Source organism: Sanguibacter sp. Leaf3 (genome assembly GCF_001425965.1).
Classification (GTDB): Bacteria; Actinomycetota; Actinomycetes; order Actinomycetales; family Cellulomonadaceae; genus Sanguibacter; species Sanguibacter inulinus.
Genome location: NZ_LMRH01000001.1, coordinates 1,551,053 through 1,565,788, shown reverse-complemented (window position 1 = coordinate 1,565,788; position 14,736 = coordinate 1,551,053). Strand labels below are relative to the sequence as shown.

Annotated in this window: 12 protein-coding genes; all 12 read right to left on the bottom strand. The window is 71.1% G+C overall.

Annotated elements, in window-relative coordinates; all coding sequences use genetic code 11:
- Positions 1-93: 93 nt before the first annotated feature.
- A complete protein-coding gene (locus ASG53_RS06765) occupies positions 94-1,419 on the bottom strand; it encodes a M16 family metallopeptidase (RefSeq protein ID WP_056130067.1) in 1,326 nt (441 codons plus the stop codon).
- A 1-nt stretch (position 1,420) separates the two neighbouring features.
- Positions 1,421-3,634, bottom strand: coding sequence for a polyribonucleotide nucleotidyltransferase (locus ASG53_RS06760; RefSeq protein WP_056130064.1), 2,214 nt, complete (start codon positions 3,632-3,634; stop codon positions 1,421-1,423).
- 221 nt (positions 3,635-3,855) lie between these two features.
- Positions 3,856-4,125, bottom strand: a complete 270-nt coding sequence (gene rpsO, locus ASG53_RS06755) for a 30S ribosomal protein S15 (RefSeq protein ID WP_056130060.1) — start codon at positions 4,123-4,125, stop codon at positions 3,856-3,858.
- A 224-nt stretch (positions 4,126-4,349) separates the two neighbouring features.
- Entirely contained in the window at positions 4,350-5,927 is a 1,578-nt protein-coding gene (locus tag ASG53_RS06750) for a DUF6297 family protein (RefSeq protein ID WP_156382684.1), read from the bottom strand.
- Position 5,928: 1 nt separating this feature from the next.
- Complete coding sequence (locus ASG53_RS06745; RefSeq protein WP_056130877.1) at positions 5,929-6,618, bottom strand: ABC transporter ATP-binding protein; 690 nt, start codon at positions 6,616-6,618, stop codon at positions 5,929-5,931.
- 36 nt (positions 6,619-6,654) lie between these two features.
- The gene (locus ASG53_RS06740) at positions 6,655-7,665 is read right to left on the bottom strand and encodes a bifunctional riboflavin kinase/FAD synthetase (RefSeq protein WP_056130055.1); all 1,011 of its coding nucleotides are present in this window, start codon (positions 7,663-7,665) and stop codon (positions 6,655-6,657) included.
- Positions 7,666-7,822: 157 nt separating this feature from the next.
- Positions 7,823-8,917 (bottom strand): tRNA pseudouridine(55) synthase TruB, encoded by a 1,095-nt coding sequence (gene truB, locus ASG53_RS06735; RefSeq protein ID WP_056130873.1) that lies wholly within the window; start codon positions 8,915-8,917, stop codon positions 7,823-7,825.
- A 208-nt stretch (positions 8,918-9,125) separates the two neighbouring features.
- On the bottom strand, positions 9,126-9,584 hold the full coding sequence (gene rbfA / locus ASG53_RS06730) for a 30S ribosome-binding factor RbfA (protein WP_056130052.1): 459 nt from the start codon (positions 9,582-9,584) through the stop codon (positions 9,126-9,128).
- Between the two features lie 121 nt (positions 9,585-9,705).
- Positions 9,706-12,579, bottom strand: coding sequence for a translation initiation factor IF-2 (gene infB / locus ASG53_RS06725; protein WP_056130048.1), 2,874 nt, complete (start codon positions 12,577-12,579; stop codon positions 9,706-9,708).
- A 56-nt stretch (positions 12,580-12,635) separates the two neighbouring features.
- Positions 12,636-12,968, bottom strand: a complete 333-nt coding sequence (locus tag ASG53_RS20300) for a YlxR family protein (protein WP_268793411.1) — start codon at positions 12,966-12,968, stop codon at positions 12,636-12,638.
- A 121-nt stretch (positions 12,969-13,089) separates the two neighbouring features.
- The gene (nusA, locus tag ASG53_RS06720) at positions 13,090-14,172 is read right to left on the bottom strand and encodes a transcription termination factor NusA (RefSeq protein WP_056130047.1); all 1,083 of its coding nucleotides are present in this window, start codon (positions 14,170-14,172) and stop codon (positions 13,090-13,092) included.
- Position 14,173: 1 nt separating this feature from the next.
- A complete protein-coding gene (rimP, locus tag ASG53_RS06715) occupies positions 14,174-14,719 on the bottom strand; it encodes a ribosome maturation factor RimP (RefSeq protein WP_056130044.1) in 546 nt (181 codons plus the stop codon).
- Positions 14,720-14,736: the final 17 nt, after the last annotated feature.

Genomic DNA, 14,736 nt, shown 5'->3' with positions numbered 1-14,736 from the left:
GCGAGGCTGCCTGACGGCGGCTTCGTCGTGCTGCTGCTGCTGTGCGGTGACGTGTCGTGACGTCGTCTCGGGCCAGATGACGGGCCCCGAGAGTCAGTCCCCGAAGGGCCCCACGCGCACGGTGGACCGCGGTCGTGCCGCGAGGTCCTTGGCGAGCGCCTGGACGTCTTCGGCGGTCACGGTGCGGATCCGCTCGAGCGACTCGGCGACGCTCAGCAGCTCCCCGGTGACGAGGTCTGCCTTGCCGAGCCTGCTCATACGTGAACCCGTGTCCTCGAGCCCGAGGACCAGACCGCCCGAGAGCTGCCCGATGCTCCGCGCGAGCTCGGAGGCGGTGATCCCGGAGTCGGCGAGCTTCTCGAGCTCGAGGACCATGAGCTCGCTCACCTCGTCGATCTTCGCCGGGGCACAGCCGGCGTAGAGACCGAAGGTCCCGATGCCGCCGTGCCCTGAGGCGAAGGAGTAGGTCGAGTACGCGAGGCCGCGCTTCTCACGGATCTCCTGGAAGAGCCGCGACGACATCCCGCCGCCGAGGACCGCGGAGAGCACCGACATGATGAACCGGCGGTCGTCGGTCGCAGAGATCCCTGTCGAGCCGATGATCACGTTCCCCTGCTCGACCGCCCGACGGACGGTGAGCTCGGTGCCGACCTCGCCGACACCTGTGAGGTCGGCGCTGTCGCGCCGCGCACGCGGTGTGGCACCTGCAGCCAGGTCCCAGCCACCGTCGGTCAGCGCCTGCGACACCTGGTCGCAGAGCGCGTCGTGGTCGACGCCGCCAGCAGCCGAGACCACGAGGGTCTCGGGCCTGTAGTGCCACTGGTAGTGCTCCCACACGGCAGCGCGCGGGACGGCGCGGATCGTGTCGGGGGTCCCGCCGATCGGCCGACCGAGCGGGTGCCCGGCGAGCACCGCGGCGGCGAACTCTTCGTGGACGACGTCCGACGGGTCGTCGTCGTTCATGGCGAGCTCTTCGAGGATCACGCCGCGCTCGGTCTCGAGCTCGTCCTCGTCGAGGCGGGCCGAGGTGACCATGTCGGTGATGACGTCGACAGCCATCGGCAGGTCGGAGTCGAGCACCCGGGCGTAGTAGACCGTGTGCTCTTTGCCGGTGCCGGCGTTGGCCTCGCCGCCGACGGCGTCGAAGGCCTCGGCGATGTCCATCGCCGTGCGGCGCTGGGTCCCCTTGAACAGCAGGTGCTCGAGGAAGTGTGTCGAGCCGAAGTGGCCGCTCGTCTCGTCGCGCGAGCCGACGCCCACCCAGGCACCGATGGTGGCTGACCGCAGGCCCGGCATGTGCTCGGTGAGCACCCGGACCCCGCCGGGCAGGACAGAGCGACGGATCGTCGCCCCGTCCTGCCCGGCGGTCAGCTCGTTCGCCGGCGAGCCGGCGGGGTCGAGCGGAAGGTTCCAGGGCACGTCAGGCGTCTGCCTGACCAGCCTCGGCCTCGGTCTCGTCGACCACGGCGTGGAGCGAGAGCTTCCCGCGGGGGTCGACCTCACCGATCTCGACCTGGACCTTCTGGCCGATGCTCAGCACGTCCTCGACGTTCTCGACGCGCTTGCCACCGACGAGCTTGCGGATCTGGCTGATGTGGAGCAGCCCGTCCTTGCCCGGCGAGAGCGAGATGAACGCACCGAAGGGAGCGATCTTGACGACAGTCCCGACGAAACGCTCGCCGATCTCGGGCACGTGCGGGTTGGCGATCGCGTTGATCGCCGCGCGGGCGGCCTCTGCGGAGGGGCCGTCGGTGGCACCGATGTAGACGGTGCCGTCGTCCTCGATGGAGATGTCCGCGCCCGTCTCCTCCTGGATCTGGTTGATCATCTTGCCCTTCGGGCCGATGACCTCGCCGATCTTGTCCACGGGGACCTTGACCGCGATGACGCGAGGAGCGTGCGGGCTCATCTCGTCGGGCACGTCGATGGCCTCGGCGAGCACGTCGAGGATCGCGAAGCGCGCGTCACGGGCCTGGGTCAGCGCACCGCCGAGGACCGAGGCGGGGATGCCGTCGAGCTTCGTGTCGAGCTGGATGGCCGTGACGAACTCACGGGTACCGGCGACCTTGAAGTCCATGTCGCCGAAGGCGTCTTCGGCTCCGAGGATGTCGGTGAGCGCCGCGTAGCGGGGCTGGCCGTCCACGGTGTCGGAGATGAGACCCATCGCGATGCCCGCGACGGCTGCGCGCAGCGGCACACCGGCGTTGAGCAGCGAGAGGGTCGAGGCGCAGACGGAACCCATCGAGGTGGACCCGTTGGAGCTGAGCGCCTCGGAGACCTGGCGGATCGCGTAGGGGAACTCTTCGCGGGTCGGCAGGACGGGGACGAGGGCGCGCTCGGCGAGTGCACCGTGCCCGATCTCACGACGCTTGGGGCTTCCCACACGGCCGGTCTCACCGGTCGAGTACGGCGGGAAGTTGTAGTTGTGCATGTAGCGCTTGCGCGTCTCCGGACCGAGCGAGTCGATCTGCTGCTCCATGCGGAGCATGTTGAGGGTGGTGATGCCCATGATCTGGGTCTCGCCACGCTCGAAGATCGCGGAACCGTGCACGCGGGGGACGACCTCGACCTCGGCCGAGAGCGTGCGGATGTCGGCGAGCCCACGACCGTCGATGCGGACACCGTCGGTGAGGACGCGCTGGCGGATGAGCTTCTTGGTCACGGAGCGGACGGCTGCGGACAGCTCCTTCTCGCGTCCCTCGAACTGGTCGGCGAGGGCTGTGAGCGCCTCGGCCTTGACCTCGTCGAGGCGGGCCTCGCGGTCCTGCTTGTCCGCGATGGTGAGCGCCTGGCCGAGCGGCGTGGCGACCTGCGCCTCGATCGCGGCGTAGGCGTCGTCCTGGTAGTCCAGGAAGAGCGGGAACTCACGGACCGGCTTCGCAGCGCGGGCGGCGAGCGCGGCCTGGGCCTCGCAGAGCTGGCGGATGAAGACCTTCGAGGCCTCGAGGCCCTCGGCCACGACCTCTTCGGTCGGGGCAGCGACGCCCTCGTCCTTGATGAGGTTCCAGGAGTTGTCGGTGGCCTCGGCCTCGACCATCATGATCGCGACGTCGTCCCCGGCGACACGACCGGCGACGACCATGTCGAAGACGGCCTTCTCCTTGTCGGAGTACTTCGGGAAGGCGACCCACTGGCCGTCGACGAGCGCGATGCGGACAGCACCGACCGGGCCGGAGAACGGCAGGCCGGAGAGCTGGGTGGACAGCGACGCGACGTTGATCGCGAGGGTGTCGTAGGCGTCGTCGGGGTGGGCGGCGAGGACGGTCACGACGACCTGGACCTCGTTGCGCAGGCCCTTGACGAAGGTCGGGCGGAGCGGGCGGTCGATGAGACGGCACGTGAGGATGGCCTCGGTGCTGGGGCGTCCCTCGCGACGGAAGAACGAGCCGGGGATGCGGCCCGCGGCGTACATGCGCTCTTCGACGTCGACCGTCAGCGGGAAGAAGTCGAACTGGTCCTTGGGGTGCTTGCCGACCGTGGTGGCCGACAGCAGCATCGTCTCGCCGTCGAGGTACGCGACTGCCGACCCGGCAGCCTGGCGGGCCAGGCGGCCCGTCTCGAAACGGACGGTGCGGGTGCCGAAGCGCCCGTTGTCGATGACTGTTTCTTCGAACTCGATCTCGGGACCCTCCACGGGTGCCCTCCTGTTCTGCGAGTGTCCGCGGCGCACACCGCACGGCGGTCTTCGATCGAGGCCTACGGACGTCTCGCGCGCGTGCGCGGGTCCGGGGGCCACTACCGAGGACCGGACGATGCGGTCGGAAGCGGACGGTGGGTGATGAGTGTGCAGCGATTCCTCAGTGATACCGAACTAGCCCGGCCCCAGAGAATGGGACCGGGCTAGATATCACGCTATCAGCGACGGAGGCCGAGGCGCTCGATGAGGCTGCGGTAGCGGTTGATGTCGACCTTCTGGAGGTATCCGAGGAGGCGACGACGCTTTCCGACGAGGAGGAGCAGACCACGACGGCTGTGGTGGTCGTGCTTGTGCTCCTTGAGGTGGTCGGTGAGGTCGAGGATGCGCTGCGTGAGCATCGCGACCTGGACCTCGGGGGAACCGGTGTCGCCCTCGGTGGTGGCGTACTCGGTCATGATGCGCTGCTTCGTGGCGTTGTCGAGGGGCACGGCTCTCCTAGTGTGTTCTCGTTGCGCGGTGCTCCGGGGCATGTCCACCCGAGCTCTCTGGTTCCGCGGCCGATCTAACGGCTGTGCAAGTCTAGCAGGGCCGGGAGGGAGGGCCTGACACCCCTCCCCCGCCCCCCGTGCGCCCCGCGCGACCTCCTGCGCGTGGATGCAGCCCTGTCGAGATGCCCCGCCGAGAGCACCACGTACCGGGGACCCTGGACCGGTCATCCGTGGTCCGGCGCCGGCACCCACGAGGCGACGACCACGGCACCGACGGCCACGACAGCCTGCGCGACGACGAGTCCCCACGACGCAGCCCCCACGACGACCGCCACGGCGAGCGGCACGACGACGACCAGAGCGAGATCGGGTCCGCGCAGCGCCGACGACACCGCCCCCGTCGGCAGGGCGCCGGCCGGGGTCGCGAGCAGCGGGGCGGACCAGTCGGGCGGCCTGCGGTACGCACCCCGGACAGCAGCAGCCCCGAAGCCCGCACCCGCGAACAGGAGGAGCAGCACCCACGGACCGAGCGGTGCGCCGGCCTCGACGACAACGGGCGCGAGGGCAGCGAGCAGCACCACGCCCGAGACCACAGCGGGGAAGACCGTCCGCAGCACCCGGGTGGTCCGTGACCCGAGGGGCAGCATCGCGTCGAGCGCGGGTGACACGTCAGCCTCGCTGGCCCCGCGCGCACCCGTCTGCGCGGCGCGGAGCCCGACGACAGCCGTCACCACGACGAGACCGGCCCCGTCCCGCAGGGCGGGGACCTGCTGCGCGACGACCGCAGAGCAGGCCAGGGCAGGTACCGCGAGCAGCAGACCCGGGGTGCGGGTCAGCGCGAGGGCCTCGGCGACGAGCAGAGCTGTGCGAGGCCCACGGACGACGCGCAGCCGCCGAGACGGTCGGCGGGTGCGTCCGGCCCGGCCCCGACCGAGAGCACGCGCCAGCTCGCGGGTGTCGAGGGAGAGCGTCGCGGCTCCGGCGTGCTGCGCGGTCCCAGCACGCTCGGCGAGCACCGACGCGCTCAGCCGACCGAGCGACCGTCGCCAGACGAGCACGACGACCAGCGCTGCGGCGGCGAGCACGACGGCGACGAGCCACAGACCCGAGGTCGGCGCCGGACCGGCGACGCCTCCGTCGTCCGACCCCGACCACGGGCCGCTGCCGACGAGGATCCACAGGACACCGAGCACGGGGACCAGGGCGACCACGCCATCAGCGGCACGCCGGGCGGACCCGGCGATCCCGCGAGCCTGCAGGAGCCCGACCGCGGCGACGAGGAGCGCGCCGGCCCCCGCGCCGACCAGCGCGACGCCCCCGAGCGCAGCTGCCGTCACCGGGACGCCTGTGACACCGGCGACTGTCGTCGCCGCGACCGACGTGCCGACGGTCCAGGTCGCGAGAGTGCTCCACCAGCTGCCGACGAGCAGGCCAGACCTGTCGACCCCCGTCGGCACCCACCACCGCACACCGGCGTCCGAGACGCCGACGGGTCCGAGCCGGGCTGCCAGGCTGACAGAGAGCGCACCGACGACGGTCCAGAGCATCGCCCGGACGGCGTCGAGGGAGAGCACCATGTCAGGATCCTGCGCATCCGACGAGAGCGTCACGACGCCGCGCACGGCGTCGGCGATCCCGACGACCAGCCCGACGGTGACCGCGACGCACACGACCGCGTAGGCGACAGAGCTGAGGACCTCGACGGCACCGCGGCCCGAGCGGGCAGCGGCGGCGCGAGCTGTGAGCCTGCGGATCTCTCGCCCGGTGAGCTGCTCCTCGGGGTCTGCCGTGAGGGTGCGCATCTCAGAGCCCGGCGGCGAGGAGGTCGGCCGCCTCACCGGGCGCGACCAGCCGGCTCACGCCGTCTCCGACGAGCAGCGCCGGGCTCCCTGTCTCCCGGAGCAGCGTCTCGTCGTGCGTGGCGTAGAGGACGGCCCCGCCCCGGGCGGTCTCCTCACGCAGCAGGCCGGCGAGGTCTCGCCGCATCCGGACGTCCAGGCGCTGCTCGGGCTCGTCGAGGACGAGCAGCTCTCGCGGTCTGACGAACCCGGCTGCGAGCAGCAGGCGCCTGCGCTGCCCGGACGACAGCGCCTCGGGCACGGTGTCGGACTGGTGGGAGATCCCGAAGACCTCGAGCACCTCGTCGACCACGCGACCTGCCTCCGGGACCCCGAACCCGCGCGCCGTGAGCACCAGGTGCTCACGCGTGGTCAGACCGGGGAAGTAGGCGTCCGCGTCGAGGACCCCCGCCACTCCTGCCCGGAAGCGTCGGTCGCGCTCGTCGACAGCGCGACCGAGCACCTCGACCCGCCCTGACACGGGCGCGAGCAGACCCAGGACCGTCCGCAGGACAGTGGACTTGCCGGACCCGTTGGACCCGATGACGGCGAGGCTCTGCCCGGGCCGCAGCGAGAGGTCGACGGGCGCGCAGACCTGGACGTCCCCGTAGCCGACGACCAGAGAGGTCGCCGCGACGACCGCCGGGCCCGCCACGCTCCCCTGCGGCTGGGTGCCCTCACCCGCCACCCTCTACAGCCCCGAGGCGCCAGGCTGGTCTGCGGCGTCGGCACCGTCCGCGGTCTGTCCGCGACGAGGCTCTGCGCCCAAGATGTCGCGCGCCTGCACGACGTCGGCGGCCATCTGCTCGACGAGCGCGTCGAGGGAGTCGAACTTCAGGGTCGGCCGGAGCCTCTCGACGAGCTCGACGAGGATCTCCTCGCCGTAGAGGTCGAGGTCTGTCCGGTCGAGCACGTAGGCCTCGACACGGCGCTGGAGCCCGTCGAAAGTCGGGTTGGTGCCGATCGACACGGCTGCGGGCAGCGGGGTCTGGTCGCCGGAGGACGGGCGGACGACCCAGCCGGCGTACACGCCGTCGGCAGGGACGATGCCCTGCGCGTCCTGGCTCAGGTTGGCCGTCGGGTACCCGAGGTCCCGTCCGCGCGCGTCACCGTGCACGACCTCGCCGCGGAGCCTGTGCGGGCGCCCGAGCATCTGACCGGCGGCCCGGACGTCTCCGGCGAGCAAGAGCTCGCGCACGGCGCTCGAGGACCAGCGCGGCGCCGGGCCGTCGCCGACGTCGTCGATCACGTCGACGACGAAGCCGAGCCTCTCGCCGATCTCGACCATCGTGTCCAACGAACCAGAGTTGCCGAGCCCGAAGCGGACGTCACGGCCCACGGCCACGCAGACGGCTCCGAGCGCGTCGACGATGTAGCGCGACACGAACTCTTCGGGCGTCAGCCCGGCCAGCGACAGCGAGTACGGCAGGACGAGGACGGCGTCGATGCCGGTCTCCTCGAGGAGCAGCAGCCTGTCCTGGAGACCGGTGATGAGCGGTGGCGCCTCGTCAGGCCTGTGCACCTGGGCCGGGTGCGGGTCGAAGGTGATGGCCACGGAGATCGCGTCGAGCTCGGCGGCGCGCTGGACCAGACGGCCGAGGACCTGCACGTGCCCCGCGTGGACGCCGTCGAAGTTGCCGATCGTCACGACGGACGGTCCGACCCCTGCGGGGATCTGGTCCAGGTCGGTCCACAGCTGCACTGAAGGCTCCTCGGGCGATGTCCGGGTCAGGTCGCCTGAGCCGGTGACGGGCTGGTCGACGTGCGTGGCACGACTGGACAAGGGTGCCACGCCCGACGGGGCAGGACGCAATCCGGTGACGGTCCGGGGACCAGGTGGCGGTGCGCAGGGCAGTGTCCTAGGTGGTCGTGCCCTTCGAGGTCTCACCCTGGGAGGGCGCGAAGACGATCACCGGCTTGGCCTTCTCGTGGCCGCTGCGGGTCACGTCCTCGACGAGGGCTACGAGCTCCCCCGAGGGTGCGACCGCCGCGGTGGTCCCCGCTGTCCCCGAGGCCTCGAGCCACTGGCCGTAGGACAGCGCGACGACCTCCTCGGCCGTGAGGTCACGGACCGGGAAGGTGGCGCGCGCTGCGTCGGCGAGCGGGATCGTCGCGAGGACCCCGTCCGCGTCCGTCTGCGACTCGAGGGCTTCGAAGGAGCGGGCTGCCTCGATGGTGTAGCCGCCGACGCGCGTACGTCGCAGCGCCGTGAGGTGCCCGCCGCAGCCGAGGTCGGCGCCGAGGTCGCGTGCCAGCGCACGGATGTACGTGCCCGAGGAGCAGACGACGGTCACGTCCACGTCTACGACGGTCACGCCGGTCCCCCCGACCGGTGCGTCCGCGCCGTCCACGAACTCCGAGGCGTCCGAGACCTCCGAGGCGCCCTGCCCCTGCGCGAGGTCCACCTCGACCTCGCGCAGCGCGTGGACGTCGAAGCGGCTGATCGTCACGGCCCGTGCGTCGAGCGTGACCTCTTCGCCCGACCGCACGAGAGCGTAGGCCCGCTTGCCGTCGACCTTGATCGCGCTCACCGAGCTGGGGATCTGCTGGATCTCCCCCGTGAGCCGCGCGACCCCCGCCGCGACAGACTCCGCCGTGACGCCTGCCGCGCCGGGCGTGGAGGTCACCTCCCCCTCGGCGTCGTCCGTCGAGGTCGTCTGGCCGAGCCGGATGGTCGCCGTGTACTCCTTGTCCGCACCGACCACGTAGGTGAGCAGCCGGGTCGCACGGCCGATGCCGAGGACCAGGACGCCTGTCGCCATCGGGTCGAGGGTCCCGGCGTGACCGACCTTGCGGGTGCCGGCGAGACCGCGGGTCCGTGCCACGACGTCGTGGCTGGTCCAGCCGGCGGGCTTGTCGACCAGCACGAGGCCGTCAGGAGCCGTCGGGCGGCGAGGACGGGCAGGGCGGTCGGCGCGGGTGCGTCGCGCGCCAGGCGTGGGTTCTTCAGACATCGCGTCGTTCCTCTCGCGCGCCACGGGCGGTCTCGCTCCGGGGTCGTGCCACCCGCGCAGGCCCGGGGGCCGGCGGGTGGCGGGGCGTCTCACCGCACGACGGTGGCAGCCGGGCGGATCTCGTCCGCCCGGCTGCCAGCCACGTCGCCCGGTCTTCGCTGACCTCGGTCAGCGGCGGTCTCTGGGCGTCCCGCCCAGGGAGACCACGTCAGGCCGTCGGGGTGGGCGTGCTCTCGTCGTCGTCTTCGTCGTCCCCGTGCTTGTACGGGTCTTCGTCCCCCGCGTACGTCGCGTTGGCGCGCAGGGCGGCGAGCTCGGCGTCGCGGCGACGGGCCTCGAGGAGGGCCTCGCCGAACTTCTCGGCGATCTCGGGGACCGAGTCGAGGTGGAACTCGAGCGTGGGGGTCAGCCGGATCCCGGTCTGCTTGCCGACCTCGGAGCGGATCATGCCCTTGGCGCTCTCGAGGGCTGCGGCCGTGCCGGTCCGTGCCTCTTCGTCGCCCATGACTGTGTAGAACACCGCGGCGTTCTGGAGGTCACCGGTCACGCGGACGTCCGTCACCGTCACGAAGCCCAGACGCGGGTCCTTGATCCGGGTGTCGAGCATCTGGGCGACGATGACCTGGATGCGGTCGGCGAGCTTGCGTGCCCTGGGGTGGTCGACCATGACAGTTCCTTTCGTCCTGCAGCCGCGCGGGGCGCTGCATCGTGCACTGCTGGTGAGATGAAGATGCCGGTCCCGCCGCCGCACCACGAGGGCGCGACGGCGGGACCGGCAGGGTGAGGCCTTACGAGCGCGGCTTCTCGCGCATCTCGAAGGTCTCGATGACGTCGTCCACGCGCAGGTCGTTGAAGGACCCGAGGCCGATACCGCACTCGTAGCCCTCGCGGACCTCGGTGGCGTCGTCCTTGAAGCGCTTGAGCGACTCGACCGAGAGGTTGTCCTCGACGACGGTCCCACCACGGAGCACGCGCGCCTTGGTGTTGCGTCGGATCGTGCCGGAGCGGACGAGGCAACCCGCGATGTTCCCGAACTTGGAAGAACGGAAGATCTCGCGGACCTCGGCGGTGCCGAGCTGAGCCTCTTCGTACTCGGGCTTGAGCATGCCCTTGAGCGCTGCCTCGACGTCGTCGATCGCCTGGTAGATGACGGAGTAGAACTTGATGTCCACTCCCTCACGGTCGGCGAGCTCGGCCACGCGCTCACCGGTCTTCACGTTGAAGCCGATGATGACGGCGTTGTCGACCGTCGCGAGGTTGACGTCGTTTTGCGTGATCGCACCGACACCGCGGTGGATGACGCGCAGGTCGACCTCGTCACCGACGTCGATCTTGAGCAGAGCGTCCTCGAGCGCCTCGACGGCACCGGAGACGTCACCCTTGAGGACCAGGTTGAGGGTCTCGACCTTGCCCTGCTGGAGCGCCTGCGTGAAGTCCTCGAGGCTGATGCGCTTGCGACGCTTGGCCAGGAGGGCTGCACGCTCGGCTGCCTCACGCTTCTCGGCGATCTGACGAGCCGTGCGGTCGTCCGGAGCCACGAGGAACGTGTCACCGGCGCGGGGCACCGAGGTCAGACCGAGGACCATGACCGGACGTGCCGGCGTGGCTGCCTCGACGGGCACACCGTGCTCGTCGAACATCGCACGGACGCGGCCGTAAGCCGTACCGGCGACGATCGAGTCGCCGACGTGCAGCGTCCCCGACTGGACGAGGACCGTCGCGACGGCTCCGCGGCCCTTGTCGAGGTTGGCCTCGATCGCGACACCGCGTGCGTCCTTGTCCGGGTTGGCCCGGAGGTCGAGCGCAGCGTCGGCGGTGAGGATGACGGCGTCGAGCAGGTCGTCGATGTGCAGACCCTCGCGGGCAGACACGTTGACGAACATGGTGTCGCCGCCGTACTCCTCAGCCACGAGGTTGTACTCGGTGAGCTGCTGGCGGATCTTGTCGGGGTTGGCCGACTCCTTGTCGATCTTGTTGACCGCGACCACGATCGGCACACCGGCGGCCTGGGCGTGGTTGAGCGCCTCGACCGTCTGGGGCATGACGCCGTCGTCGGCTGCGACCACGAGGATCGCGATGTCGGTCACCTGGGCACCACGAGCACGCATGGCGGTGAACGCCTCGTGACCCGGGGTGTCGATGAAGGTGAGCGCGCGGTCGACGCCCTCGTGCTCGTGGTGGACCTGGTAGGCACCGATGTGCTGGGTGATGCCACCGGCCTCGCCCGAGACGACGTCCGTCTTGCGGATGGCGTCGAGGAGGCGGGTCTTACCGTGGTCGACGTGACCCATGACGGTCACGACGGGCGGACGAGCCTCGAGCTCGTCGTCGCCCTCGGCGTCCAGCTCGGCGTCGAGGTCGATGTCGAAGCCGCCGAGCAGCTCGCGGTCCTCTTCCTCGGCCGAGACCATCTCGATGACGTAGCCGAGCTCCGCGGCGAGAGACCCGAAGGTGTCCTCGTCGAGGGACTGCGTCGCCGTGGCCATCTCACCGAGGTGGAACAGCACGGTGACGAGGCTGGCCGGGTTGGCGTCGATCTTGTCGGCGAAGTCGTTGAGCGACGAGCCGTGACGCAGACGGACGACGGTGCTGCCGTTCCCGCGAGGGACCTGCACACCACCGAGCGACGGAGCCTGCATCTGCTCGAACTCTTGACGCTTCGCGCGCTTCGACTTCCGCCCACGGACGGGACGACCACCGGCACGGCCGAAGGCACCCTGGGTGCTGCCGCGACCGGCACCACCAGGACGACCGCCACCACCGGGACGACCTGCAAACCCACCGGGTGCTCCACCCGGAGCGCCGCCGGGACCACCGGTGCCGCCACCGGGACGACCCTGGTAGCCACCACGGGCACCGCCCGGAGCGCCACCGGGACGGCCACCGCCGCCGCCGGCACGCTCGCCGGGACGACCCACGGCCGCGCTGCGGCCGGGCATCATGCCCGGGTTCGGTCGCGGTGCGCCGGGGCGAGGCGCGGGGGGACGAGGTCCGCCCGAGCGCTCACCGGTGTTCGCGGCCGGGGCCGACGGGTTGACGTTCTCCGTGCGCTCTGTGCGCTCGGGACGCTGTCCGGGCCGGGGCATGCCCTGGCTCGTCGCGAAGGGGTTGTTCCCCGGGCGCGGCGTGCCGGAACGCGGCTTGTCAGAGCGCGGCATCCCCTGGCTCGTCGCGAAGGGGTTGTTGCCGGGACGGGGCGTACCGGGACGCGGGGCGGGCGTGCCGCTCTGCGCCGCCGGGCGCGGGGTCTCCGACGGAGCCGGGGCGGCAGGCTTCTCAGCCGCTGCGGCGGGGGCTGCAGGCTTCTCGGCTGCCGGGGCAGCAGGAGCCGCCGGGGCGGGCGTCGGGGCCGGAGCCGGGACGGGTGCCGACGGTGCTGCGGGCGCAGCAGCAGCGGGGGCCTGCTCGGCCGGTGCGCTCGGGGCGGGCGCGGCCGGAGCCGGCTTGCCGGGGCGCGGGCCGGACGGCTTGCTCGCCGCTGGCTTCGCTGCACCGTCCTGCTGCTGCGCCGGGAAGGCGTCGCGCAGCTTGCGAACCACGGGGGGTTCGATGGTCGATGACGCTGAACGGACGAACTCACCGAGCTCGGTGAGCTTCGTCATGATGGTCTTGCTCTCCACCCCGAGCTCTTTTGCGAGCTCGTAGACGCGGACCTTAGCCACAACTCTCCTGTCTTGGTCCACCCAAGGCAGGGAGGACCGTCGTTAGTGCTGGGAACTCATCGCTGAGTACTCATCGGGTGCCCATCGGCTTCTAACCCGCTTCCTTGTCGACGTGTCGTGCTCGCGGAGGACAGGGGCCCTGCCGCGATGGTCAAGCCGTTGATGGTGATGTCGTGCGGGACGCGAAGTGCACGCTGGAACGCCTTCCGGGCGATCGCTCGCTCGGCGCACCCGGCATCGTCGTGCAGCCAGGCACCGCGTCCAGGTCGTACCTGCCGGGGGTCTGCGACCACGCCAGGGCTGGCGCCGTCCTCGTCTCCTCGGCTCATCACGAACCGGATCATCTGCGACTGGGCATCTCGCTGCCGGCAACCGACGCACGTACGCACCGGTCCGACGGGCTCCGAACCGAGGTTCTGGGGCTCAGCAGACCGAGCAGGTACACGCGAGGAGGCCGGGCGGGGTGACCCAGACCTGTCCAGTCTAGCGTGCTGTCCCACGTCTGCTGACCTACCGGGCGTCCGGAGCCTGCGCCGGGGCCTCGTCTGCGCCGCCGCCGTCGGACCGGATGTCGATGCGCCAGCCCGTGAGCTTGGCGGCGAGACGGGCGTTCTGCCCCTCCTTGCCGATCGCGAGCGAGAGCTGGAAGTCCGGGACGATCACACGAGCAGCACGAGCGTCTGCGTCGACGACAGTCACCGAGATCACAGTCGCCGGCGACAGCGCGCTGGCCACGAAGGCAGCAGGGTCGTCGTTCCAGTCGACGATGTCGATCTTCTCGTCGTGGAGCTCGGCCATCACGGCGCGCACGCGCGAGCCCATCGGGCCGATGCACGCACCCTTGGCGTTGAGGCCGGAGACGCGGGCACGCACGGCCATCTTGGTGCGGTGACCGGCCTCGCGGGCGATCGCGACGATCTCGACGGAGCCGTCGGCGACCTCGGGGACCTCCATCTCGAAGAGCTTGCGCACGAGGTTGGGGTGCGTGCGGCTCAGCGAGATCTGCGGGCCCTTCATGCCGCGCGACACGTCGAGGACGTAGGAGCGCAGACGCTCGCCGTGGACGTACTTCTCGGTCGGCACCTGCTCGTGCGCGCCGAGGATCGCCTCGGTGCCGCCGACGTCCACGAGCACGACGCGCGGGTCACGGCCCTGCTGGATGATGCCCGAGACGAGCTCGCCCTCCTTGTCGCGGAACTGCCCGAGCACCTGGTCGTCCTCGGCGTCGCGCAGGCGCTGCATGATCACCTGGCGGGCCGTCGAGGTCGCGATGCGGCCGAAGTCGGACGGTGTGTCGTCGAACTCGGGGCCGAGCGTGCGGACGATCCGCGTCGTGGGCTGAGCCTCGTCGCTGTCGTCGTCCTCGTCGAGGTCGTCGCGCAGCGCGACGGGCTCTTCGGTCTCGATGTCCTCACGCGCCCAGACGGTCACGTGACCTGACTTCCGGTCGATCTCGACCCGCGCGGTGCGCTGAGCGCCCGGGGTCCGCTGGTACGCCAGCGCCAGCGCCTGCTCGATCGCGGAGACCAGCACGTCGAGGCTGATCTCCCGCTCGCGCTCGAGGAGGCGCAGCGCGCTCATGTCGATGTCCATCTCAACCCTCACCATCTGTGCGGTCGGTGTCTTCCGAACCGTCGAAGTCTTCGAAGTCGCTCTCGTCGACGGCCGCTGCCCGCTTGAGCTCGACCTCGACCTGCCCGCTGCGCACGTCCGCGAACGGCACCTCGTGCGCGGCGCCGTCGGCGGCCTCGAACACGAGGACCTCGCCCTCGACGGCGGTGAGGCGCTCGGTGAACGACTCCCCCTCGACGAGGTCGACGGCGACGAGGCGGGTGCGTGCGCGCTTGAAGTGGCGCAGCTCGGTCAGCGGGCGGCTCGTGCCGGGGGACGTCACCTCGAGCGTGAACTTGCCGGGGAGCGCAGGAAGGGTGTCGAGCGTGTCGGAGATGACCCGCGAGACCTCGGCGACCTGGTCGAGCCCGAGGGCTCCGGTCTGGTCTTCCGTGAGGTCCAGGACCACCCTGACAACTGTGCGCGCGCCCGCGGGCGCGACCTGCACGTCTTCGAGGACGAGGCCTGCGCTCTCGACTCCTGGTCGGACCGCGTCCGCCACCTGCTCAGCGATCGGCGATGCTGCCATGTCTTCACTCCCTGTCG